At 46.8% G+C, this 25,334-nt stretch carries 23 protein-coding genes and 1 rRNA gene; 22 read left to right on the top strand and 2 right to left on the bottom strand.

Annotation, left to right across the window (positions count from 1 at the left end; genetic code table 11):
- The first annotated feature begins 20 nt into the window (after positions 1 to 20).
- The 21 genes from A3844_RS26185 (at position 21) to A3844_RS26090 (ending at position 21,940) form a co-directional block, all read left to right on the top strand.
- Positions 21 to 1,025 (top strand): acyltransferase family protein, encoded by a 1,005-nt coding sequence (locus tag A3844_RS26185; protein WP_074108971.1) that lies wholly within the window; start codon positions 21 to 23, stop codon positions 1,023 to 1,025.
- Between the two features lie 38 nt (positions 1,026 to 1,063).
- Positions 1,064 to 1,639 (top strand): acyltransferase, encoded by a 576-nt coding sequence (locus tag A3844_RS26180; protein WP_074108969.1) that lies wholly within the window; start codon positions 1,064 to 1,066, stop codon positions 1,637 to 1,639.
- 10 nt (positions 1,640 to 1,649) lie between these two features.
- Positions 1,650 to 2,747: a DegT/DnrJ/EryC1/StrS family aminotransferase gene (locus tag A3844_RS26175; protein WP_074108967.1), complete on the top strand. Its 1,098-nt coding sequence runs from the start codon at positions 1,650 to 1,652 to the stop codon at positions 2,745 to 2,747.
- The gene (locus A3844_RS26170; protein ID WP_074108965.1) at positions 2,728 to 3,663 is read left to right on the top strand and encodes a glycosyltransferase family 2 protein; all 936 of its coding nucleotides are present in this window, start codon (positions 2,728 to 2,730) and stop codon (positions 3,661 to 3,663) included. Before A3844_RS26175 ends, A3844_RS26170 begins: the two co-directional genes overlap by 20 nt.
- Positions 3,614 to 4,018: a GtrA family protein gene (locus A3844_RS26165; protein ID WP_074108963.1), complete on the top strand. Its 405-nt coding sequence runs from the start codon at positions 3,614 to 3,616 to the stop codon at positions 4,016 to 4,018. Before A3844_RS26170 ends, A3844_RS26165 begins: the two co-directional genes overlap by 50 nt.
- 17 nt (positions 4,019 to 4,035) lie before the next feature.
- Positions 4,036 to 4,779, top strand: coding sequence for a sugar phosphate nucleotidyltransferase (locus tag A3844_RS26160; protein ID WP_074108961.1), 744 nt, complete (start codon positions 4,036 to 4,038; stop codon positions 4,777 to 4,779).
- Between the two features lie 22 nt (positions 4,780 to 4,801).
- Complete coding sequence (rfbC, locus tag A3844_RS26155; protein WP_074108959.1) at positions 4,802 to 5,347, top strand: dTDP-4-dehydrorhamnose 3,5-epimerase; 546 nt, start codon at positions 4,802 to 4,804, stop codon at positions 5,345 to 5,347.
- Positions 5,348 to 5,428: 81 nt separating this feature from the next.
- The gene (gene rfbB, locus A3844_RS26150; protein WP_074108957.1) at positions 5,429 to 6,451 is read left to right on the top strand and encodes a dTDP-glucose 4,6-dehydratase; all 1,023 of its coding nucleotides are present in this window, start codon (positions 5,429 to 5,431) and stop codon (positions 6,449 to 6,451) included.
- Positions 6,452 to 6,459: 8 nt separating this feature from the next.
- Positions 6,460 to 7,320 carry a dTDP-4-dehydrorhamnose reductase gene (gene rfbD, locus A3844_RS26145; protein ID WP_074108987.1) on the top strand — a complete coding sequence of 287 codons (861 nt, stop codon included), beginning with the start codon at positions 6,460 to 6,462 and terminating at the stop codon, positions 7,318 to 7,320.
- A 147-nt stretch (positions 7,321 to 7,467) separates the two neighbouring features.
- A complete protein-coding gene (locus tag A3844_RS26140; RefSeq protein WP_167374741.1) occupies positions 7,468 to 8,523 on the top strand; it encodes a glycosyltransferase family 2 protein in 1,056 nt (351 codons plus the stop codon).
- A 187-nt stretch (positions 8,524 to 8,710) separates the two neighbouring features.
- A complete protein-coding gene (locus A3844_RS26135; protein WP_244169858.1) occupies positions 8,711 to 9,610 on the top strand; it encodes a glycosyltransferase family 2 protein in 900 nt (299 codons plus the stop codon).
- Positions 9,607 to 11,007 carry an undecaprenyl-phosphate glucose phosphotransferase gene (locus A3844_RS26130; protein ID WP_074087206.1) on the top strand — a complete coding sequence of 467 codons (1,401 nt, stop codon included), beginning with the start codon at positions 9,607 to 9,609 and terminating at the stop codon, positions 11,005 to 11,007. The genes A3844_RS26135 and A3844_RS26130 overlap by 4 nt, the downstream gene beginning before the upstream one ends.
- Before the next feature lie 114 nt (positions 11,008 to 11,121).
- Complete coding sequence (locus tag A3844_RS32070; protein ID WP_083607027.1) at positions 11,122 to 11,502, top strand: glycerophosphodiester phosphodiesterase family protein; 381 nt, start codon at positions 11,122 to 11,124, stop codon at positions 11,500 to 11,502.
- A 30-nt stretch (positions 11,503 to 11,532) separates the two neighbouring features.
- On the top strand, positions 11,533 to 11,988 hold the full coding sequence (locus A3844_RS32065) for a glycerophosphodiester phosphodiesterase family protein (protein ID WP_167374740.1): 456 nt from the start codon (positions 11,533 to 11,535) through the stop codon (positions 11,986 to 11,988).
- A 185-nt stretch (positions 11,989 to 12,173) separates the two neighbouring features.
- Positions 12,174 to 12,887 carry a heptaprenylglyceryl phosphate synthase gene (gene pcrB / locus A3844_RS26120; RefSeq protein ID WP_074108982.1) on the top strand — a complete coding sequence of 238 codons (714 nt, stop codon included), beginning with the start codon at positions 12,174 to 12,176 and terminating at the stop codon, positions 12,885 to 12,887.
- A gap of 56 nt (positions 12,888 to 12,943) precedes the next feature.
- Positions 12,944 to 15,289, top strand: a complete 2,346-nt coding sequence (gene pcrA, locus A3844_RS26115) for a DNA helicase PcrA (protein WP_074108954.1) — start codon at positions 12,944 to 12,946, stop codon at positions 15,287 to 15,289.
- A gap of 75 nt (positions 15,290 to 15,364) precedes the next feature.
- Positions 15,365 to 17,377: an NAD-dependent DNA ligase LigA gene (gene ligA / locus A3844_RS26110; protein WP_074103725.1), complete on the top strand. Its 2,013-nt coding sequence runs from the start codon at positions 15,365 to 15,367 to the stop codon at positions 17,375 to 17,377.
- Between the two features lie 131 nt (positions 17,378 to 17,508).
- Positions 17,509 to 18,216 (top strand): response regulator transcription factor, encoded by a 708-nt coding sequence (locus A3844_RS26105; RefSeq protein ID WP_083607025.1) that lies wholly within the window; start codon positions 17,509 to 17,511, stop codon positions 18,214 to 18,216.
- 19 nt (positions 18,217 to 18,235) lie between these two features.
- On the top strand, positions 18,236 to 19,351 hold the full coding sequence (locus A3844_RS26100; protein WP_143192164.1) for a sensor histidine kinase: 1,116 nt from the start codon (positions 18,236 to 18,238) through the stop codon (positions 19,349 to 19,351).
- Between the two features lie 97 nt (positions 19,352 to 19,448).
- The gene (locus tag A3844_RS26095; protein WP_074108952.1) at positions 19,449 to 20,066 is read left to right on the top strand and encodes a hypothetical protein; all 618 of its coding nucleotides are present in this window, start codon (positions 19,449 to 19,451) and stop codon (positions 20,064 to 20,066) included.
- Positions 20,067 to 20,098: 32 nt separating this feature from the next.
- Positions 20,099 to 21,940, top strand: a complete 1,842-nt coding sequence (locus A3844_RS26090) for a transglycosylase domain-containing protein (protein WP_244169857.1) — start codon at positions 20,099 to 20,101, stop codon at positions 21,938 to 21,940.
- Between the two features lie 4 nt (positions 21,941 to 21,944).
- Here the strand turns inward: A3844_RS26090 and A3844_RS26085 are convergent, their stop codons facing one another.
- Both A3844_RS26085 and A3844_RS26080 read right to left on the bottom strand, forming a co-directional pair.
- On the bottom strand, positions 21,945 to 23,219 hold the full coding sequence (locus tag A3844_RS26085; protein WP_074108948.1) for a molybdopterin-dependent oxidoreductase: 1,275 nt from the start codon (positions 23,217 to 23,219) through the stop codon (positions 21,945 to 21,947).
- Between the two features lie 194 nt (positions 23,220 to 23,413).
- Positions 23,414 to 24,667 carry an MFS transporter gene (locus tag A3844_RS26080; RefSeq protein ID WP_143192163.1) on the bottom strand — a complete coding sequence of 418 codons (1,254 nt, stop codon included), beginning with the start codon at positions 24,665 to 24,667 and terminating at the stop codon, positions 23,414 to 23,416.
- Positions 24,668 to 25,069: 402 nt separating this feature from the next.
- Here A3844_RS26080 and A3844_RS26075 point away from each other — a divergent pair.
- A 16S ribosomal RNA gene (locus A3844_RS26075) occupies positions 25,070 to 25,334 on the top strand; the annotation flags it as partial.

The raw sequence follows: 25,334 nt of genomic DNA, 5'->3' as shown, positions 1-25,334 counted from the left end.
AGAAAGAGGAGAGGTCAAACGTGCAGATAAGGTGGATCAACTTTTTAAAGGGTGCAGCTATGCTTGCGGTTGTTTTTGATCATTTATACGGGTTGGTCTATTTAAATACTTTTATTCATAGTTTAACGATTTACTCAGTCACATTATTTATCATTTTGGCTGGATTTACCTCATCAATATCTATAGGAAGAACGAGGTTACCAATTAAATCGTATATTTATAAAAGGGTAGCTCCAATTGTTGTCCCATATTTGGTTGCAACTTTGGTTTATCATTTGTATTGGAATAAGTTTCATTTTGATTTTAATACTTTTAAAAATCAGGTTATAATGTTCAATGGTGCAGCTCCTTTTTACTTTGTTTTATTTTTCCTCCAACTAATAGTCGTTTCCCCGCTACTTTATAAATTATTTCAAGGACATAAATTTTATCAACAGATATTGGGTTTATTATTTATTTATTTGATGAGTTTTTATTTAACTCACTTCACAAATGTTGCGAATTACTACGGAGGAGCTAGCAGAATTCTAGGTGGATCATATTTATTCTGTTTTTGTCTAGGGATTTTTCTGCAATTACTCTCAACCAATCCGCCTAGTTTTCTAAAGCGAATATTTCAATCTGATATAAAGGGACTTGTATTTGGGCTGGTAGCTTCATTGTTTGCATTGTTCGTATACTTAAATACTCATTTGTTAGACAAGAGTTGGGCCAACCCTCCTAATAAAAGCACGTTAGTCTATACACTTATAATAGCGGCGATTTTATTTTTTATTTTTCAAATTGCTGAAAAAAGATTCAAACGACTCTCATTAATTTTCACACCAATAGAATTAATTGGTAGTAATTCTCTTTATGTATTTCTATATCATTCTTTATTTATCTACTATGGACAAAAAATAGGATTACTGACGATTAATTCAGGGAAGATATTGTTTCCAATATTCTGCTTGGTGTGTAGCGCATTGATTGGCATAATTACTACTAGGAGTAAGAAAATAATAAAGTCTCATAGTGTGAAATAATAAAACTTCGGATTAATAATATTGGAAGGTGTAGATGAATGAGAAAATATTTTAGTCATCCACAAGCCATTGTGGAATCAGAGAATATTGGCGCAAATACTCGTATTTGGGCATTTGCTCATATTTTACCGGGGGCCGTTCTAGGTGAGAATTGTAACGTGAATGACCATACTTTTGTTGAAAATGATGTAATTATAGGAAGTAACGTTACGGTTAAATCTGGTGTGTATATTTGGGACGGTGTTAGAATACAAGACAATGTTTTCATTGGACCCAATGTTACTTTTACTAATGATCTAAGACCCCGTTCCAAGCAGTACCCAAGTATATTCCTAAAAACTGTCCTTGAAGAATGGGTTTCGATAGGTGCAAATGCAACTATAATCGCAGGCAACACTATTGGTAAATATGCCATGGTAGGGGCGGGTTCACTTGTAACTAAAAATATCCCTAATAACACACTTTGGTATGGCAATCCGGCAAAGTTTAAAGGGTATATATGTAACTGTGGAGAGAAATTGAGTACTCAATTTTCCTGTTCAGCATGTGGTAAACAGTATCTTTTGAAAGACGGGAATATTATTGAAAACAATAAACTACTTGAAATAGAATAGGTGGGCTAATATGATCCCTTTCCTTGATCTGAAAAAAATTAATTTGCGTCATGAAGAAGCGATATTAGATTGCGTTCATAAAGTTCTGAATTCCGGATGGTACATTTTGGGTGAGGAAGTCAAAACTTTTGAAGCTGAATTTGCTGATTATTGCGGGACTAAGTTTGCTCTGGGAGTAGCGAATGGATTAGATGCTTTAGAATTAATTATGAGATCCTACAATATTGGCCCCGGTGATGAAGTGATAGTGCCCTCTAATACTTATATCGCATCCATATTATCAATATCTGCAAATGGGGCTACACCTGTGTTAGTAGAGCCTAACTTACTGACATATAATTTGGATCCTGACAAGATAGAGGAAAGTATTACTCCTAATACTAAAGCGATTTTAGTGGTTCATCTTTATGGTCAGGTATGTAATATGGGACCAATTAAGAATATTGCAGAAAAATATAATTTGAAGATAATCGAAGATTGTGCTCAAGCTCACGGTGCTGTTTATGCTGATCGAAAAGTTGGAGATTTAGGAGACGCCGCAGCATTTAGCTTCTATCCGGGTAAAAACCTGGGTGCCTTAGGAGATGCCGGAGCAATTACGACAAATGATGAAAACTTGTATAAAGATCTTCACGCCTTAAGGAACTATGGGTCACAAAAGAAATACGAAAATCTCTTTAAAGGATATAATAGCAGATTAGATGAATTTCAGGCTCCTATATTGAGTATGAAATTAAAATATCTAGATCAAGATAATGAGTATAGAAGAAAGATAGCAACCTATTATTTAAATAGTATCAATAATGAACACATTGTATTACCAAGCGTCGAAGAAGGACCGTTATCACATGTTTGGCATGTTTTCGTTGTCAGAACTTCGTTAAGAAGTCATTTTATTGATTATATGACCGATAATGGAATTCAGACAATGATTCACTATCCTATTCCTCCTCATAAACAAAAAGCATATAAAGAATGGAATGACCTAGTTTTCCCTATTTCCGAAAAAATCCATTCAGAAATTCTGAGCCTTCCAATAAGTCCTGTAATGGATATGGATGATGTGAAAAGAATTGTGGAGGTTGTAAATGAGTATAGACCGAATTAAATTATCGATTGTTGTACCTGTATACTATAACGAATTGAACATTCCACATACTATCCCTCGATTGCAGAACTTAGAAAATATTATAACGAATTGTGATTTTGAGTTTGTATTTGTAGATGATGGTTCGAAGGATAATTCATTTTCGATGTTGATGGAAGCGAAGCAGCAAGATCCGCGGATTAAAGTCATTAAGTTGAGCCGTAATTTTGGTTCAATGTCTGCTATACAGGCAGGATTAAGATATACTACTGGTGATTGTGTAGGTATCATTGCAGCCGATTTACAAGACCCTCCTGAAATGTTTAAGGAGATGATAGAACATTGGAAATTAGGTAAAAAGATTGTTCTTGCTACAAGAGAAGATAGGGAAGAATCATTCTCACAAAAAATGTTTTCTAATACTTATTATTATTTGCTAGAGAAATTTGCTTTAAAGGGATATCCAAAGGGCGGATTTGACTTTTTGTTAATAGATAGACAAGTTGTTAATGAAGTAGTCCATATCCAGGAGAAAAATACTAATATTATGAGTCTTATATATTGGTTGGGGCATGATCAAGTACAAATCCCTTATGTAAGACAGGAAAGAAAACTAGGCAAATCCAGGTGGACGCTTTCAAAAAAAATTAAGCTTTTTATTGATTCTTTTGTAAGCTTCTCATATTCCCCTATCCGTTTTATGTCTTTTATAGGTGTCATAACTGCGATTTTAAGTTTTTTATATGGGGTTTTTGTAATAATTGGTACTTTATCCGGGTTTATTGAGCTTCAAGGCTGGACAACAATTATTGCTTTAATTACTTTTTTATTGGGAATTATTATGATTATGCTGGGTATTATAGGTGAATATCTGTGGAGGATTTTAGATGAAAGCAGAGAGCGGCCGTCCTACGTTGTTGACCAAACTTTTGAATAAAGAATTCTTAAAATTTGTAATAAGTGGGGGGATTAATACCTTAGCAACATATTTAATGTATTTACTGCTGCTATTATTCTTTAATTATTCTTTGTCTTATACAATTTCTTATGTTTCAGGAATATTTCTTTCCTACTACTTAAATACAGTGTTTGTATTCAAAGAAAAAGTTTCATTCAAAAAATTTCTTAAGTTCCCTATTGTGTATTTTATACAGTATTTAGTTAATATATTTATGTTGTATGTTTTAGTAGAGCGTGTACATTTGTCTACTGGTATTGTACCTTTAATTGTTATTGTAGTAACAATTCCAATTACCTATGCACTTTCTAAGCTTATTATAAAAAGTAAATAAATAATGGAGGTAAGATAATGAAGGGCATAATTTTAGCAGGTGGTACAGGCTCACGCCTTTTCCCTTTAACCAAAGTTACTAATAAACATTTACTCCCCGTTGGTAAATATCCAATGATTTTCCATTCTGTTTTCAAACTTAAACAAGCAGGGATTAATGACATTCTTATCGTTACAGGCAAGGAGCACATGGGAGATGTAGTAAACTTACTTGGCAGCGGGCGAGATATGGGTGTTTGTTTTACATATAAGGTTCAGGATGAAGCTGGTGGTATCGCACAAGCACTTGATTTAGCTGAACATTTTGTTGGTGAAGATCAAATGGTCGTTATACTTGGAGATAATGTGTTTGAAGATGATATTACTCAATATGTAAGTAACTTTCAGGATCAGAAGAATGGTGCCAAGATCCTCATCCAAGAAGTTCAAGACCCTAAACGGTTCGGAGTACCTGAGCTTAAAGGACAACAAATTGTTTCAATTGAAGAAAAGCCGGAACAACCGAAATCTAACTATGCAGTAACGGGAATTTATATGTTTGACCATAAGGTGTTTGATATAGTTAAGACTCTAAAACCCTCAAACAGAGGAGAATTGGAGATTACGGATGTAAATAATGCATATATTAAACAGAATGAACTTACATTTGATATTCTTCAGGGTTGGTGGACAGATGCTGGGACTCACGCATCTTTGGCACGTGCTAATGAACTGTCTCAGAACTTGTTGTTTGGAGAGGCATTTGGGAAATTGAAAATATAGATATAGGGAGGAACTATTAGTTATGAAAGTCACTCCTCTAAGATTACAGGGTGCGAATATATTAGAGCCAATTATACACGGGGATAGTCGGGGCTATTTCATGGAAAGTTACAATGAACAAATCATGCATGGAATCGGTATTCAAGAACATTTCATCCAAGACAATCAATCCCTCTCAGCAGAGGTTGGTGTACTCCGAGGCTTGCATTACCAGTTGAATCCGAAGGCACAGACGAAACTGATTCGTGTGCTCACCGGGGCTATTTATGACGTAATCGTTGATATCCGTCGTAACTCTCCAACATTCGGCCAATGGGTTGGTGTTATCCTCAGTGAATATAACAAGCGCCAGCTGCTGGTGCCAAAAGGCTTTGCTCATGGCTTCTGCACGCTCGTGCCGAACACCCAAGTCTTATACAAAGTGGACGAATATTATTCCCCTGAGAATGACCGCGGCATATTATGGAGTGATCCGGCGCTTGGCATTGATTGGCCGACGTCTGCTCCTGTGCTGTCGGATAAAGACCAGCGTCATCCGTTATTAAAGGATGCGGAGCTGAACTTTTGATTAATACTTATTGTGAATAATCGCTTCCGGGACGGAAACGGCTCATAAAACATCACTTTTAGGAAAAAGGTGGGTACACACATGAAACTGCTCGTTACCGGTGGAGCCGGCTTTATCGGCAGCAATTTTGTAATATATATGCTGCAGCAGCACCCGGAATATAAAATTGTAAATGTAGACGCTTTGACGTACGCGGGAAATTTGGAGAATCTGAAGTCAATTGAAGGCAACCCGAATTACACCTTCGTAAAAGCAGACATTACGGATGTTCAGGCAATGGACGCGCTTTTCAGCCAAGGCGTTGACGTTGTAGTCAACTTTGCAGCGGAATCGCATGTGGACCGGAGTATTTTGGAGCCGGATGTATTTGTGAAGACGAATGTATTGGGGACTCAAGTGCTCTTGGATGCGGCAAAAAAATATAGCGTGTCCAAGTTTGTTCAGGTATCTACGGATGAAGTATACGGAACACTTGGTGCAACTGGTCTATTTACTGAAGAAACGCCTCTGACTCCGAACAGTCCTTATTCCGCAAGCAAGGCAGGCGGGGATTTATTGGTGCGTGCTTATCATGAGACGTTTGGCTTGCCGGTAAATATCACTCGCTGCTCCAACAACTACGGACCGTACCAGTTCCCAGAGAAGCTGATCCCACTGATGATTTCACGTGCACTGGCCGATCAGGCGTTGCCGGTGTATGGCGATGGAATGAATATCCGTGACTGGCTATATGTTGAGGATCATTGCAGTGCGATTGATCTAGTTATTCATGAAGGTGTGAATGGCGAAGTGTACAATATTGGCGGGAACAATGAGCGTACGAATGTGCATATAGTAAATACGGTGCTGCAGGAGCTGGGCAAACCGGATTCGCTGATCACTTATGTTCAGGATCGTCCAGGCCATGACCGCCGCTACGGCATTGACCCAACCAAGATTACCAATGAACTGGGCTGGAAGCCGAAGCACACCTTTGAGACAGGAATTAAGGAAACGATACAGTGGTATCTGAATAATCAGGAATGGTGGACCCGTATTCAATCTGGGGAATACCAGAAATATGCCGCACTACAGTACGGTAGTCGTCTGGGGGATTCTCTGTAATGCCGAAGATGAAGGTGCTTGTTACAGGCTCAGCTGGACAGTTGGGTCAGGATTTGGTGCTGTTGCTGCAGGCGCAAGGTCATGAGGTTCTGGGCTGCGACCGTCAGGAGATGGACATTACCGACCTGGATCAATGCGTGGAGATCATCGGCGGATTTGCACCGGATGCTGTCATTCATTGTGCTGCACATACAGCGGTAGATGCCGCTGAGACTGACATCGATGCTGCTTACATGATTAATGCCACTGGAAGCCGTAATGTAGCGCTTGCTGCGGAGAAGGTGGGAGCGAAGATGGTATGCATCAGCACGGATTATGTTTTTGATGGCATGGGGACACAGCCGTACCATGAATATGATAATACCGATCCGCACAGCATCTATGGCAAATCGAAGCGGGCTGGAGAAATCCTGGTGCAATCGTTATCCACGAAGTTCTTCATCGTGCGTACTTCCTGGGTATATGGCAAATATGGCAATAATTTTGTGAAAACCATGCTCAAGCTGGGGCAGGAAAAACCGTTACTACAGGTAGTACACGACCAAGTGGGCTCACCGACCTATACGGTGGATCTGGCCAACTTCTTGCTGGAGCTTATACAGACTGAGAAGTATGGTGTCTACCACGCCTCAAATAGTGAGTTCTGTACCTGGTATGAGTTCACGCAGGCGATCTTCGCTGAAGCGGAGGATATCCTTGGATTGAAATTCACTGCAAAACTGGAACCCTGCACAACCGAGCAATTTCCACGTCCAGCACCGCGTCCGGCCTATTCAGTGATGGAGCATCTATCCATTCGCACGAACGGGTTTCAGGATATACAGCCATGGCGTCAAGGGCTGAGGGACTTTTTGCACGAGCTAAAATAATTTGATAGGGACTCCTGAACCGCAACGGCGGGTTGGGAGTTTTTTTCTTAGCCGCCCATTCTTGTTTTCGGTATAATTGAGTGTAGCTGATTCAGCTTTTGGGTCAGCTTGCTTACCTGTTATAAAAACTAGAATTCGAGGACTCTTATGAACAACAAAATCAATAATAATATGAACAACAAAACAGTCAGCATACATATTGTTACCTATAACAGCGCAGATGACATTATGGATTGTCTGAAGGCAGTTATCGCCCAGGACTATCCCATTGAACAGATTGTGGTAGTAGACAATGCTTCGGCGGACTGTTGCAAGGATAAGGTGAAAGAGTTCAGCCATATAATCGAGTCGAAGGCCCATCCAGCCGAGCAGCAGGAAGCAGGGGCTGAGGGCACCTTGAAGGTGGACACAAGAGTGCCTTCACTCCTTCTCATGGAAAACCACATCAACACCGGCTTCGCCCCCGCCCATAACCAGGCCATTGCTGCCACCAATACAGACTATGTTTTGGTTCTGAATCCGGATCTTACGCTGGCGCCGGATTATGTATCCAGACTCATCAAGCGGATGGAAGCCAACCCGAAGATCGGCAGTGCTACCGGCAAGCTTTTACTAAAAGCGGACCACTCTCTTGTAGACAGCACGGGACTGCGGATGAACAAGGCGCGGCGTGCTTTTGACCGTGGAGCGGGAGAGCCAGCAGCGAACTGGCTGGAGCCTGGGATGGTGTTTGGTGTGTCTGGTGCGGCTGCAATGTATTCCCGGCGGATGATTGAGGATATCAGTATAGATGGTGAGTTTTTTGATGCTGATTTCTTTGCTTATAAGGAAGATGTGGATGTGGCTTGGCGGGCTGGACTCTTCGGCTGGTTAGCCTATTATGATGCGGAAGCGATCGGTCACCACGAACGGGGCTGGAAAACATCGGGACGTGACAGCAAACCAATGTTCATCCGGAGAATATCCTATATTAACCGCTACAAAATGATCTATAAAAACGAACCCGCCCGCAAGCTGTTTTCTACGTTCCTCTATGCTTTGCCCTACGAGCTTGCGGCACACGGGTATATGCTGCTTAAGGAACCGAAGCTAATCCAAGCCTGGAGCTTATTTTTTGCAGAATGGAATACTCTCAAGCAAAAACGCAAGTATATTCAGGCCAAAGTTAAAAGATTGAGAAGCGAGAACTGCAGGAACTCCTAATATACCCCGTAATCTCTTTTGTATATGTGGTACAATTTGCTAAAACCTCCTAATCAGGTCGAGCCTATCAGGGAGGTTTTTGTGTTATAATGATTGTCGATAGATTACTATATTTGTCAGGAGCGTACCAGCATTGAGTGTAGATGTCAGTATCATCGTCCTAAATTACAACACATGCCGCCTGACGATGGATTGTCTGAGGTCGGTGTATGATTCGGAAACTAAATTTTTCTATGAAATTATTCTAATAGACAATAACTCCCGGGATGATTCGGTAGAGAGGATCAGCCAGGAATTTCCCGGTGTGATGCTGATCGCCAATTCAGAGAATGTCGGGTTTGCCCGTGCCAATAATCAGGGGATGGAAGTTGCTTCAGGCCGGTATGTGCTGCTGCTGAATTCGGATACGGTTGTGCGGAGGGATACCCTGGAGACTATGGTCTCCTTTATGGACAGCCGGCCGGATCTCGGAGCTTCGGGCTGCAAGGTGATTTTGCCGGATGGTTCATTGGATAAAGCCTGTAAGCGGGGGTTTCCTACTCCATCCGCTTCCTTCTATTATGCATTTGGCTTCAGCAAGCTGTTCCCGGACCGTCCGAGATTTAATGGTTATCAGTTGGGTTATCTTGATCCTGATCAGGACTATCCTGTAGATTGTCTGGTCGGGGCGTTCATGCTGTTGCGGCGGAAGACAATTGATCAGGTGGGCGGGCTGGACGAGGATTTTTTCATGTATGGTGAGGATTTAGATTGGTGCTTCCGGATCAAAGAGGCCGGCTGGGGGATTTATTATTATCCGCAGACCTCCATTGTCCATTTGAAGGGTGGCAGCGCGCGGCGCAGACCGTTCAAGATCGTCTATGAGTTTCATAGAGCGATGTTTTTATTTCACCGTAAGCATTATAGCAAGCGGTACAACAGTATGATTAATGGAGCGGTCTATGCTGGAGTGGGTGTGAAGTTCATGCTTTCGCTTGTGCGTAATGCTCTGATCCGTCCCCGGTCCGTGCCTTCACCGGCGCAGACCCTTACAGGCTCTGGAGAATCAGGTTCAAGAACGGAATCGAATGCTGAGGTGAGATTATGATACGCCGTAATCAGAGGTTTTTAACACAGCTGTATATCTTTGCCGACTTTATGGTGATCCAGCTGGCATTTCTGGCCGCTTGGTGGCTTAAGTTCAGAAGCGGCTGGCTGGAATACTCCGAGACCCTGCCTATAGAGTCTTATGCGTATTGGAGCTTTATTTACGGCGGAATTGCCGTGCTGATCGGGATTGTGCTTGCCTTGTATCAGCCGAAGCGCAAAAAACGTTTTGTCGACGAGTTCCTCAAGATTTTTCAAGTGCATATCATGGCCATCTTTATGCTGCTCGGCTTAATGTTCTTTTTGAAGGAAATTGACGTATCCCGGCAATACCTTGCGATCTATATGGGTTTTAATGTGCTGTCCATCATGCTGTACCGCTATGTGCTGAAGAAGATGCTGAAGTCCCTCCGTGAAAAAGGCTTCAACCGTCAGTTCGTCCTGATTCTTGGGGCTGGTACTTTGGGTAAAAGATTCTACAACAACTTGGTGCAGTATCCAGAGCTCGGGTATGAGACCATCGGCTTTCTGGATGACTACCACACATGGGATGGCATTGAAGGGGAACGCTACAAGCCGATTTTGGGGACAGTGGATGAATTGCCCGGGATGCTGGAAATGCTGCCGGTCGACGAAGTGATTCTTGCCCTTCCACTGGATGCCCATTCTAAATATCCGGCAATTATCGCCGCTTGCGAGAAGGCCGGAGTACGGACGCTGATTATTCCCGATTTCTTCGATTATTTGCCCGCCCGTCCGTACTTTGATAACTTTGCCGGAATGCCGATGATTAATGTGCGTGACATTCCGCTGGATATGACCGGCAACAAGCTGGCCAAACGTGCCTTTGATGTCCTTTTCTCGCTGTTCGCCATTATTATGATGTCGCCAGTGCTGCTCATTGTGGCGCTCGGCGTGCGTCTAACTTCCCCGGGTCCGGTTATTTTCAAACAGGAACGGGTAGGACTGAACCGGCGCAATTTCATGATGTACAAGTTCCGCTCGATGAAGATGCAGGAGGATGGGGAGGAAGATACAGGCTGGAGTACTCCGGTTGATCCACGCCGCACCCGGTTCGGAACCTTTATCCGGAAGACCAGTCTGGATGAGCTGCCACAATTTTTCAACGTGCTGCTTGGCCAGATGAGTGTGGTAGGACCGCGGCCGGAGCGTCCCTTCTTTGTAGAGCAGTTCCGCGGGGAAATCCCGAAATATATGGTCAAGCATCATGTACGTCCGGGAATTACCGGCTGGGCACAGAGCAACGGCCTCCGTGGGGATACCTCCATTGAAGACCGGATCAAGCATGATATTTTTTATATCGAGAATTGGTCGCTGCTGTTCGATATCCGGATTATTATCAAGACCATTCGCAATGGCTTCAAAAATGCTTACTGAACTTATAACAGCTAAATAGATTGATCTGTTGAAACGGGTGCCATCCTTGATGCTGAGGAAGACATATCCGTTTCTTCTTTTTTTACTCCAACTGTTGCAAAGGAAACCACATCTATGAAAAAGACAAAAGGTATTGCCACAGCCGTTATGATTTTCGCTTTGATCTCTGTGCTAGTGATTACACTGGGTGACCCGGATAAAGAGCTGGCAACTGGCTTTGCATCTCACCGTATTGTTGCCCACGCCATGGGTGGGATTAACGGCCATACGTATACAAACACCCTTGAAGCCTTTGCTGCTAATTACGAGCAGGGAAGCCGTATCTTCGAGGCCGATTTACTCCTAACGACCGATGAGCAACTGGTCGCCCGTCATGAGTGGACGCATAATATGAGCAAGCTGCTCGGCCAGCAAACGATATTGCCTGCTGCCAAACAAGGCACCGTGCTGAATTATGCCCAGTTTATGGACAGCCCTATTCTGAATATCTATTGACCGCTGGATATGGAGGGAATTCTTGATCTCATGCAGTCTTACCCTGATGCCTTCATCGTTACGGATACGAAGGAGATCAAGCCGGAGCTGGTAACACAGCAGTTTACACTGCTTACCGAGGCTGCCGGACGCCGTGATCCCCCCCTTCTGGAACGGATCGTTCCGCAAATTTACAGCCAGGACATGCTGGATGTAATCCATAGGGTGCATGTATTCCCTGAGGTACTGTATACTCTTTATCAATCGCAGGACAGTAATGAGCAGGTGATTGATTTTGTAAAAGAGAGCGGTGTGGATATCACGATGCCAACCACCCGGGTCACCAGGAGCTTTGTAAAAAAACTGAAAAAGGCCGGAGCCCGAATCTATGTGCAGACCCTTAATGACGAAGCGGAGATTGTAAAGCTGTCTCGCATGGGTGTGGACGGGTTCTACACGGACTTTGTTTCTGAAGAAGATTTGAGGCAGTTCAATGGACTACGTTAAGGAGCGGAAAAAGGCGAAAAAATGTTCGCATTTTTCCGCTCTTTAAATTGACACCCCCCTTAGTGCTGGCATAGACTAGAGATACAGCTTTTGCGGTAGCGGAAGTGTTTTTGGCATGAAAAACAAGCATATAAATCGCACCTAATCAATCGGTTGAATAAAGAGGATGGACGAAGATGAATGAAATGAGGCAAACGATTCAGCTGTGGCGGCATGTGTTTAAGCTGGATCCGGACCGTGAACTTGGAGAGGCTGAACTCGCTGCAGTTTGTTTATCGGGAACGGACGCGATCCTAATCGGCGGTTCTACCGGGGTTACTTATGAGAACACGGCTGCTCTTCTCGCCCGTGTGCGTCAATTCGAATTGCCTTGTGCCCTTGAAATTTCAGATCTTGAAGCGGCTGTGCCGGGTTTTGATCTGTATTTGATTCCAATGGTGCTGAACAGTCCGGAACCAGACTGGATATTGGGCCATCACCGCCGGGCAATTGAGCGTTACGGAAGCTTCATTCCGTGGGAGCATTTCCTTGCAGAAGGATATATTGTGCTGAATGGGGACTCTTCCGTGGCCCGTCTTACAGGAGCGGACAGCTCGCTGAGTGAAGAAGGTGCGGCTGCTTACGCACAGATTGCGGACAAGCTGATGAGCCTACCAATCGTTTATCTGGAATATAGCGGTACATTTGGCAATATGGGGACGGTGCGAACCGTAAGAGAGACGGTGGAGCATAGTCAACTTTTTTATGGGGGCGGAATTACCTGTGAAACTGAAGCTGAACAAGCTGCAGCCCTATGTGATACAGTAGTGGTCGGTAATATCATCTACCAGGATGTGCAGCAGGCGCTGCTCACTGTACAGGCGGTTAAGAGAACACCGCAGATTGACTGTACAACATAGAAGAACGGTGAAGCCGTTTTCTTAATTTATGATATTGAGAAAGGAGCATGTCACACATGCAACTTGTTAACATACAGGATGCCGTAAGCCGGCTTAATCCTCCGCAGCGTCAGGCAGTAGAAACCACGGAAGGTCCCTTGCTCATTATGGCCGGAGCAGGAAGCGGCAAGACGCGCGTGCTTACCCACCGCATTGCCTGGCTGATTGCGAACCGTAAAGCGCCGCCTTGGGCGATTCTGGCGATTACCTTTACTAATAAGGCCGCCCGGGAGATGCAAGAACGTGTCTCCAAGCTGGTAGGGCCGGAAGGCCGGGATATTTGGGTCTCCACTTTTCACTCGATGAGTGTGCGGATTCTGCGCAAGGATATTGAACGGATTGGATTCACCTCTAATTTTTCCATTCTGGATTCAACCGACCAGCTGTCTGTTATCCGCAACTGCATGAAGGATTTGAATATCGACACGAAGAAGTTCGAGCCCAAGGCTGTCCAGTCGATGATCAGCACCGCTAAGAATGAACTCATCACACCGGCACAATATGAGCAGAAAATCGGCGATTATTTGGAAGGTCTCGTGGCCAAGGTATATACCATGTACCAGAAGCGCCTGAGAGCCAATAACTCGCTGGATTTCGATGATCTGATTATGAAGACGATCGAATTGTTCAAGGAAGTGCCTGAGGTGCTGGATTTCTACCAGAAGAAATTCAAGTATATCCATGTCGATGAGTATCAGGATACGAACAGGGCGCAATATATGCTCTGCCGGATGCTGGCGGACAGCCATCACCGCATTTGTGTTGTCGGCGACAGTGACCAGTCGATTTACCGCTGGCGTGGGGCGGATATTACGAATATCCTGAATTTTGAAGAGGACTATCCCGAAGCCAAGACGATTATGCTGGAACAGAACTACCGCTCTACCTCGAACATTCTAAATGCGGCCAATGGTGTAATTGCACTGAATACGGGACGCAAGCCCAAGAAGCTGTGGACGGATTCTGCGGAAGGCGCGAAGATCAAAGTGTTCCGCGGCGACTCCGAGCATGACGAAGGCTATTTCGTCACGGGAGAAATCAGTAAAAATGTCAAGGAGGGACAGGCGTATCAAAATCACGCGATCTTGTACCGTACCAATGCGCAATCACGCGTAATAGAAGAAATTCTGATCAAATCGGATATTCCCTATCAGATTGTCGGGGGGATCAAGTTCTATGACCGCAAAGAAATTAAGGATCTGCTGGCCTATCTGCGGCTGCTGTCCAATCCAGATGACGATATCAGCCTAACGCGGATTATCAATGTTCCGAAGCGGGGACTCGGGGATACAACGGTGGGTAAGCTGGCTGCCGCCGCTGCATCTCAAGGTGTCTCTATCTTCCGGGCGCTGCAGACGGTGGATGATCTCGGCTTCGCCGGACGGACGCGCAATACACTGGTAGAGTTTTACGATATGATCGAGGCGCTGCACCGGATGGTGGAATTCCTGTCGGTGACGGAGCTGACGGAGAAGATTCTGGAGCTATCGCAGTACCGCTTGGAGCTGCAGAATGAGAACACCCTGGAATCCCGCTCCCGTCTGGAAAATATCGACGAATTCCTGTCCGTAACCATGGAATTCGAGAAAAATAATGAAGACAAGTCACTGGTCTCGTTCCTTACTGACCTGGCGCTGATCGCAGACATTGACAGCGTGAACGATGAGGAGGAACGCAGTGACGCTGTAGTGCTGATGACCATGCACAGCGCCAAGGGGCTAGAGTTCCCGACTGTCTTTATTATCGGGATGGAAGAGGGCGTATTCCCGCACAGCCGTGCCTTCCAGGACAATGACGAACTGGAAGAAGAGCGGCGTCTGGCGTATGTAGGGATTACCCGTGCGGAGAAGCAGCTGTTCCTCAGCTGTGCACGGATGCGCACGTTGTTCGGCCGTACGACGGCCAATGCGCCGTCGCGCTTCCTGGAGGAGATTCCGGAGGAGCTGAAGGAAGATACAGGAGGGGCTTCGGACCGCTTCCGGCGCGGCGCGGAGGTTGGCGGTGCTTATGGGGGCCGAGGCTTTGGCGGAGGCAGCCGGGGGAACTTCGGCAGCCGCAGCGGCGCTGCCGGGAATGCGCCGGCAGGAGGCGGGAACGCCGGCTTCGGCGGCAGCACAGCGTCCGCGGCGACCGGTACGAGCCGCGTGACCGTGACCTCCGGAGGCGCGCAGCGCGCTCCAGGGGCATCGGCGCCCGGCGAATTCAAGGCCGGCGACAAGGTCTCTCACGGCAAATGGGGCATCGGCACCGTTGTGTCGGTGAAGGGCAGCGGCAATGATACGGAGCTGCAGATTGCTTTTCCGGCGCCGGTGGGTGTGAAGCGGCTCCTGGCCGGCTTTGCGCCGATCACCAAAGTCGAATAATTCGGCTGCGATTAACGACTGTGTTTTTGGACCACGCTAACCGTAGGAAACAATTTGATGGAGGGATGTCCCCCGATGGATGCTATGCACACTATGGAGGAGCTCGTAGCTGAGCTGAATCAATATAACTATCATTACTATACTCTGGATGCGCCGCAGATCAGCGACAAAGAGTATGATGTTCTTTACGATAAGCTTGTAGCCCTTGAAGCAGAGAGCGGCATCGTGCTGCCTCATTCTCCTACTCAGCGTGTGGGGGGAGAACTGCTCAAAGGGTTCACACCCCACAGGCATCTGGCACCGCTATGGAGTCTGGATAAGGCGCAGAATATCGAACAGCTTCGCAGCTGGAATACTCGGGTGCTGAAGCTGGTGAATGATTATAACGCCAAAAACCCTGAAACCCCTCTTCCTGCGCCCTGCTATGCGGTAGAACTGAAATTTGACGGCTTAACGCTTAATCTGACCTATCGTGACGGGGTGCTGGTTCAGGCAGCCACACGCGGCAATGGTGTGACCGGAGAAGGCATTCTTGCCCAGGTAAAAACCATCAAATCGGTCCCAATGACGATTCCATTTAAGGAAGGTCTCATTGAAGTGCAGGGCGAAGGGATTATGAATCTTTCTGTGCTGGCGGACTATAATACAAGAGCCGCTGAGCCGCTCAAGAATGCCCGTAACGGGGCAGCGGGAGCGCTGCGCAACCTCAACCCTAAGACAACCGCCGACCGCCGGTTGAACGCTTACTTCTATAATGTAGGCTATGCGGAGGGTGTACAGTTCACAGACCATCAGGAAATGATGGATTTTCTGAGGAACAACCGTTTTAAGGTCAACCCATACCTTACCTATTTTGATCATTTTGACGATGTTACCGAACAACTGGCAGAAATTGAAGAGACCCGTTCCGGTCTAGACTATCTGATTGATGGAGCAGTTATCAAGGTAACTGATTTCCGCATCCGTGAGGTACTCGGGTACACCGATAAATTCCCGCGCTGGGCGGTGGCTTATAAGTTCGAGGCGGAAGAAACCACAACGATCCTGGAATCGGTCAGCTGGAACGTGGGCCGCACCGGCAAGGTCACCCCGCTGGCACGGGTGGAAGCAGTGGAGCTGGCAGGAGTAACCGTCCAGAACTGCACCTTGAACAACGTTGGTGATATCGAACGCAAGAATCTCAAGCACGCCCTGGGTACACGTGTGTTCATCCGCCGCTCGAATGATGTCATTCCCGAGATTCTTGGCAAGGTAACAGAAGAGAGTGACGGCGGGGAGATTATTTTCCCTGAGAATTGTCCGGCCTGCGGTTTCCCGCTGGAAATGCGCGGCGCGCACCTCTTCTGCAATAACAAGCTGAATTGCAAGCCGCAGATCATCGGGCGGATCACCCATTTTGCTTCCCGGGACGCAATGGATATCGAGACTTTCAGTGACAAGACGGCCGGGCAGTTGCATGAGGAACTGGATGTGCGGGAACCAGCTGACTTATATGAGCTGACCTTCGAGCAGCTTGTGAAATTGGAACGTTTTGGGGAGAAGAAAGCCGATAACCTCCTTAAGGCGCTGGAAGAGAGCAAAGGGCGGGACCTAGCGTCTTTCCTGTTTGCCCTCGGTATTCCGAACACTGGCAAAGCAACCACCAAAATGTTAGCCGATCACTACCGCAGCCTGGAAGCAGTCATGAATGCAACCGCCGAGGAATTGTCCGGACTCCCTGACATTGGAGGCATTGTAGCCGAGAGCATTGTGAGCTTTTTCGCGGATCCCTTTGTAGTCACCAGTATTGACCGTATGCTTACACTCGGTGTAGAGGCAAAGGCGCCTGAGGCTCCACGCCAAGTGAATACCAATTCTTTCTTCAGCGGCAAAACAGTAGTACTCACAGGCTCGCTGCAGAAGCTTACCCGGGAAGAAGCAGCGGAGCGCCTGGAGGCGCTAGGCGCCAAGGTATCCGGCAGTGTCTCCAAAAAAACCGATCTCGTCATCGCCGGCGAAAAGGCAGGCAGCAAGCTGGCCAAGGCTCAGCAGCTGGGTATTCAAGTGATCGAGGATGAGGAAGAGCTGCTTCGGCTATTGGAGAGTTAGACGCAGACAACAAAACAGATGCATTCACAAAGTCCTGGTTCGATAACATCGAATACAGGGCTTTTTGCCATATCCATTTATAATATAAAATAGAGAGAAGGCTATTTATGGATTAGAAAGGATACTTGCCTGTGATACAAGAAACGATCCTGCTTGTGGATGATGAGAAAGAAATTGTAGAACTGCTTGACATTTATTTCCGGAATGAAGGATACCGGCTGCTTAAAGCCTTTGACGGAGTGGAGGCACTGAAACATCTCAGAGAAGAAACAGTAGATCTAGTTATTATGGATGTAATGATGCCCAGATTGGACGGAATTGCGGCTTGTATGAAAATCCGGGAGGAGAAAAACATGCCGATTATTATGCTCTCTGCCAAAAATACGGATATGGACAAAATTCTCGGGCTGAGCATAGGGGCTGATGATTATGTCGGAAAGCCGTTCAATCCGCTGGAGATCGTGGCACGGGCTAAATCACAATTACGCCGCTACCATCGATTCAACAAGGATGCTCCGGCAAGGGGCAGCGAGAATGAACTCATTTTCGAAGATTTGGTTATAGATATTGCTAAGCACGAGGTCAGTGTAGATAACCGGAAGGTGAAGCTGACACCCCGGGAATTTTCTATATTGGAACTGCTGGCAAAGCATCAAGGGCAGGTGCTCAGTATGGAGCAGATTTATACGAATATCTGGCCTGATCCATTTCTGGATGGCGGCAATACAGTGATGGTGCATATTCGTAATATCCGTGAAAAAATTGAATTGGATCCTAAGCACCCTCGTTACATACAAACCGTGTGGGGGATCGGATACAAACTGGACGGGCCGTCCTGAAAGCTTGAGGTGAGAGACGTTGAATGCGAAATATATAAGTACAATCCGTTGGAAATTCATCTGGGCGTTTATGTTGAGCGTTTTATCTGGTGCCATTCTACTGCTGGGTGGATACCGGTTGGTGAATGCCCTGCTCTATTTGAACCCTTCTCCCCCGTCGGCGGCGTATTCACAGTTACTGAGATGGGTCATTAATCATATTGGTTCCGTACCTGTGATGACTGCTGCAGGAATTCTTAGCTTTTTGTTCTTCTTTTTTATCTTCACACGAAAAATAGTCTCATATCTGGAGGAAATCACACGCGGTATCCAGCAAATTACAAAGCTTGGAGAATCGCATCGGATTGAGATTAGAACTGCGGATGAGCTGGGGATGCTGGCGGAGAACATCAATATCATGTCTGAACGTCTGCAGCAATCCCTTCTGGAAGAACGCAAGGCTGTCGAAGCCAAAAATGAGCTCATTACAGGTGTATCCCATGATTTGCGCACCCCGCTGACTTCAATACTCGGCTATCTTGAATATATCGAGCAGGACCGATGCCGGGAAGAAACCGAATTGCGCTATTATGTAGACATCGCCTATCAGAAAGCACAGGTGCTGCGAAAACTCATTGATGATTTGTTTGAATATACACGTGTTAACAACGGAGGACTGCCACTCGTGCCAGAACGTCTGGATTTAAAAGCCTTTATGCGCCAGTTGGCAGAAGAGGCGGTTCCAGAGCTTACTCGGGCAGGGATGATCTACGAAATGGTGGATGAGACTGAATCCTTGTGGATCGATGCAGCTCCTTATGAATTGCTGCGCGCCTATGAGAATCTGATTGCGAATGCGATCAGATATGGACGGGATGGTAAAAAGATAGAGATCGGTCTGGCCCGTGAAGGCGATGAAGCCGTGGTGCGGATCAGTAACTTTGGTGAACGGATCGCGGAAAGAGATCTCCCGCATATTTTCGAACGCTTTTACCGGGCTGAACGCTCCCGTTCTCAATACACCGGTGGCTCCGGCCTGGGCTTGGCAATTGCGAAGGGAATTGTTGAACGTCATCAGGGAGTAATCTCGGCTGCAAGCGATATGTACCGGACGGATTTTATCACACGGTATCCGCTGTCTCGGAACCCTTCTTAAGAAAATCTTCAGAACTTTGCCGGGTGCATCTTAAGAAATAGCCGTTATCCTGTGTGACATGAGGTGATTATCACCTGTGTGACTGGAGGGATAGAATTTGAAAAGATTCAAAACGGTACGCTCCGGCTATCTGTACATTTTTGGGGGAACTGCGCTGCTCAGCGGTATTTCTCTTGCTGCTGTATACTCGTTGGCTGCATTGCTGTATTCCCGCTATACTGCAGCTTCCGCGGTCTATTGGGTCCGTAGCCTGCGTTGGCTGATCAATCATATCGGCCGCATACCACTCGCCGTACTGATGTTTACGGCGGTTTTCACCGTAATCTTTCTGCTTCGGTCGCAAAAAATATCCGATGATCTCAAAAGTCTGCTGCAGGCTTCCGAAGAATTGTCTACCTTTGGTTCCTTCCGGGAGCTGAAGGTGGTCAGCGGTGGTGAGCTGGGCCAATTAGCGGGACATTTACATAAAATCAACAGGCCGGAAAAAGCGGCGGACCAAGGTCCTTGCGCTTATAATCTGAAGAATTCGGCTGATCCGGTTTTGGGAAATGAAGCGCTTATGGCACTGACTTTAAGAACAAGAACGTTGATGCGATTGCTGAATGAAGCGTCCACTGGAGAAGGGGAGCAGATTCAGATTTTGCAGGTAGAGGCGGCGAAACGCGAGGCAATGGGCATGGAGAGGTTCATGGAGAACCTGATGGTCCGCTCATGAGCCGACTGGACGCCCGGGCAAGGCGAAAACTGTTGCGCATTTTTTATACTGCTTTTGACATCGGGGTAGCCTGTGCCCTATTGCTGGTGGCCCTTATAGTCTACGTTCATCTATACGGGGATGCTGTATTAGACCGTCATCCAGAGAAGTTGAAGTTGGCGGAATCCAGTATAATTCTTGCCTCCGATGGGACCGTGCTGCGCAGAATTCCATTGCCGGAATCAGGATATAGGAGGTCGGCCCGTCTGGAAGAGATGCCTGAACTGCTAATCAAGACCTTTTTGGCGGTCGAAGACCACCGATATTACAGTCATCAGGGCCTGGATTATACAGGAATTCTGCGGGCTGCATTGCACAATGCGGTGTATCTGGACAATGCTGAGGGAGGCAGCAGCATCACTCAGCAACTCGCCCGCAATCTATATCTGAACAGAGACAAAAATCTGTTGCGAAAGCTGAATGAAGCTTCCCTTGCTATAGCTTTGGAGAAACGGCTGTCGAAAGAGGAGATACTGCAGCACTACCTTAACCAAATCTATATGGGCCAAGGACAATATGGAGTGAAGGCGGCGGCCGAGCATTATTTCGGCAAAACGTATATGAAGGAGTTAGAAATCTGGCAAATTGCTGCTTTGGCGGCTATTCCAAAAGGCCCCTCTGTTTACAATCCTGAGTCGGCGGGGGAACGTCCCGTGGAGAGGAGAAAGCTTGTTCTGCGGATCATGGAGCAGCGGGGATTGATTACCCATGAGGAGATGGTGGCTGCTGCGAAGCAGGAGATTAGGCCTGAAGCGGGTACAGAGGCGTATTCTCCTGGAACAGGGGCTTCCTACATTAATACCGTGCTTAAAGAAGCCTCCCGGCTGACCGGGAAGACGGAGACAGAACTGCAGACAGGCGGCTACACGATTGTGACGGGAATGAATCCCGGTGCCCAGCTAGCGCTGGAAGAGACTTTCCGCAATTCTGATTTCTTCCCCTCCGATGGGAAAACGCAGCAAGTGGAGGCAGCCATGGTTATAATCAACCATGATAATGGAGAGATAGTGGCGTTAACCGGAGGACGTGATCCAAGTATAGGCAGCCTTAATCGGGCAATTATTGATGCACGTCAGCCGGGCTCCGCTTTTAAACCGGTTATTGATTACGGTCCGGCGCTTGAGAGCGGAAAATTCATGCCGGACAGTCTTCTTCTTGACCGGAAACAGAGATATGGGAGTTACAGCCCTGATAATCATAATGGCATATACCGGGGGCAGGTAAGCATGAGTCAGGCACTACAGCAATCTATTAATGCTCCGGCAGTCTGGCTGCTGAAGCAGGTGGGGGTTGAGAACGCCCGTGCATTCGCAGCCAAGCTCGGGATAGTGCTGCCGCAGGAAGATAATAATCTGTCAATTGCGCTTGGTGGGCTGCATACAGGTGTCTCTCCTCTCAAAATGGCACAGGCATACAGTGTATTCGCAAGCGGTGGAACCTTTAACGAAGCCCATACCGTTCGGAGCATATCAGATGCGCAGGGTAAAATGTTGTACAGGTATGCATCTAAAAGAAAGCAGGTTGTCTCACCGCTCACTGCTGCAAACATGACTGCAATGCTTCGCGACGTAGTGAACAAAGGGACAGGTGTAAAAGCACGGATGAACATCCCGGTAGCCGGGAAGACCGGAACGACCCAGGCTGATCTGCCAGGCGTCACCGGCAAGGCCAACCGGGACCTTTGGTTCGTCGGGTACACCCCTGCTTGGACAGCCGCTGTATGGATGGGGTTTGACCATACCGACAAGGATAACTTTATGACCGCGGGCAGCGGGATGGCGGCTGCTTTATTTTCCAACGTGATGAACAAGGCGTATACAGGCTCCGGGCGATAAAGGTCTATACCCGCTTCGCACTAGGCAACCAAGCATCCTTATCATATCCGCGTTGTTCCCAATAGCCGACATGATCTTCTGAAATGAGCTCAATCCGGTTCAGCCACTTCACTGATTTATAGGCATACATTTGCGGAGTCACCAGACGTACAGGGCCTCCAAGCTGGTTCGGAATAGGTTTGCCGTCGTGCAGCACAGCAACCATTACATCCTTCATCCGCGCTTGGTCCAGAATCAGCGAATCGGTGTAGACACCATCACCGGAATAGAACTTTACCGTTACTGCCTGCTCCTGCACTCCGGCCATGTCGAGCAGCTTTGCGAGCGGGAGGCCCTCCCATGTGTTTTTATAGACCGACCAGCCCGTGACGCAGTGAAAATCGCTGACCTGCACCTCACGCTGCAGCTTGACGAATTCATCCCAATTCCAAGTGAACTTCTTGTCAACGAGGCCATCGATGGTAAATGACCAATTGCTGTTATCGAAGGAAGGGATATCTGTTACGGTATAGACTCGAAAACTGCCTTCTGCTCCGCCTCCAATGGGTGGCGCGGAATCCGCCAGCGGCACAGGGTCAGGAATCAGAGCATTGGCGTTACTTGCAGCATATTCGGCGGCTCCAGGAAGCTGTAATGATTTGCCGATCCAACGTACAAAGGTTGGACCGAGCGTTATAGCGAGGCCTGCTCCGACAGCCACCTTAATAAAACCCCGCCGCGTATACACTGGTTGAGGTCCGTTTACAGCTGCCGGTTTCTGTTTAACTCCATAATTCAGGGGCTCACCTTCTGGTGCCATTTCCGGTACAATGGAGCGCTTCTTGGGCTCTTTCAGCCATTTGACCCTGGTAATGGAGTGGTAGATCATGACCGGAAGCCCCACCCAGGTGAGAAGATCATGAACAAACAGCGCCGCATTGGCCGCTCTCGGTCCGGCAAGCCTGAACTGCCAGAGGACAATCCCGGATACAATCCAGCCGGTCAGCATAGCCATCACAAAAACAACATTGGCCTTTTGCGAATTTTTTCCGTACAGTCTTTTCCAATGCTTGGCCGCAAGCAGCAAATAGTAGAGGACCGGAACAAGCAGTACCAGCCCAAAAGCAATATGAGCCCACTTCAGCCAAACCCGACCCTCACCAAGCAGCTCCCGCCAGAAACCACCAACCAGCATTAAACCGCTCACGGCCAGAATCAATACCAGCCATGCATTCCACATGTGAATGGAAACAAGCTTTTTGCCATACCCTTTGCGGAGCCCCGCCAGTGCCTTTTTCAATGATGTCCCTCCTCTAACCCGTGATCGGTGGTGAATCATTCAACTTTTAACTAATTGTACCGCATAACTCAGCGAATGAATAATTCTCTTTAGGGTAGGCTTGTTCATACGCTTATCAAAAAGCCCATCATTCTCAACAAAGGAGAAGGATGGACTCATCACAATAGTTTGAAGAACGTGCAACTTGTTGTTTATTACTCTGCTGCCCATTCCTCCAGTTTTTGATCTCCGGGGAGCAGCAGTGCAAGCAGGCCTAACAGGGGCAGGAATCCACATGCTACAAATACAGTCCCGATACCGATCCGGTCAATGAGCGCACCAATGACAACAGAACCAATACCGCCTAGTCCGAAAGCAAGTCCGGTGATCAGTCCTGAGACCGTCCCGATATTTCCCGGATACAGCATTTGGGCATAAATTACGGTTACGGAGAAGCTGGATAACAGGATGAAACCTGATATGACCAGCAGAACAAGCGCCCAGGTTTGACTTACAAAAGGAAGCGCCAGTGCAAAAGGGACGGTTCCCACCATTGAGATCAGTATTAGATTGCGCCGTCCAAAGCGGTCAGCAAGCGGCCCCCCAAAGAATGTGCCAACCGCCCCGGCAGCGAGGTACATAAAAATATAAATTTGAGCATGATCAATGGTCATTCCATAGTTCTTCATTAGGTAGAAGGCATAGTAACCGCCGATAGAGGCGCCGTACCAGGAACGAACAAATACGAGAAAGACTAGAATGATAGTGGCAGTCAAAATACTTTTGCTGCGTGCAGGATCTATGGTGCGTGCAGCTGACTTTTTACGGAAGGTGTATCCTTCGTTTAGCATTTTCCGGTACCATCTGGCTACGTAGGTTTGAACAGCAATACCTGCTGCAGCGATGACAGTGAACCCGAGCGCGCCCATCTGCCCGAAAGGAATGAATACCCATTTCATCAAAAGCGGACCCAAGGACTGTCCGGCGTTGCCGCCAACCTGAAAGATGGATTGTGATAGTCCCTTCCGCTGTCCCGCAGCCATATGAGCAACACGCATCCCTTCGGGGTGAAACGCTGCTGATCCGAATCCGACAAGCATAACTGAAAAAATAACCAAGGCATAATTACCGGCAAAAGCCAGCAAAAATACACCGGCGAAGGTGCAGCACATCCCTAGCGGAAGCAATATAGGGCGTGGTTTGCGGTCAGCGGCATAGCCGATAACGGGCTGAATCACGGAAGATGTGATATTGAGGGCAAAAGCGATCCATCCCACTTGAGCGTAAGAGAGCAGCATATTGTTCTTAAGGATAGGAAACATTGCTGGAATGAGCGCTTGAATGGAGTCATTAAATAAATGAACAAAGCTGACTGCTAATAAAATACGGTATATCGTAGCCTGCTGCAGGTGGCGCTGCTGTTCTTCATTTATTACTGGTGGGGAGGCCGGAATGGAATTGTCGTTCATTGGATCTCCTTTCGAGATGGTTATGGATATTGGTTATTGCTGATTTTCATTTAGCCTTATTGTAGCCATAAGTATTGTACTATGGAAATCAATTTGTGCCCTATCCATGCTAAATATACGCCGCCTTATTTATTTATAAAAAAAGCTTGCAAACATTAGGACGGCATGATATATTATCTCTTGTGCTTATGAGGCATCGACGCTGATTGAAAGAGCGAAGAAGAAATAAGTTGACAAGAAACAACGGAACATGATATGATCTAATTCCTGCGCTTGACACGAAGTGTTGAGATGTTAGGAGCAAGTTCTTTGAAAACTGAACAAATGGAACGCGTTAATTTTTATCAGATTCATTTAATGAATCGTCAGTTTCAAAATGAGCAATCGCTCTTTCTAAATACCAATTTGGAGAGTTTGATCCTGGCTCAGGACGAACGCTGGCGGCGTGCCTAATACATGCAAGTCGAGCGGAGCTTATCCTTCGGGGTAAGCTTAGCGGCGGACGGGTGAGTAACACGTAGGCAACCTACCCTCTAGACTGGGATAACTACCGGAAACGGTAGCTAATACCGGATAATTCCTTCACCCTCATGGGCGAGGGATGAAAGGCGGAGCAATCTGCTACTAGAGGATGGGCCTGCGGCGCATTAGCTAGTTGGTGGGGTAA

The organism is Paenibacillus helianthi (assembly GCF_001909055.1).
GTDB classification, from domain to species: Bacteria; Bacillota; Bacilli; order Paenibacillales; family Paenibacillaceae; genus Paenibacillus_AQ; species Paenibacillus_AQ helianthi.
Note: the sequence above shows the minus strand (reverse complement) of the source record. Positions and strands in the feature narration are given on the sequence as shown.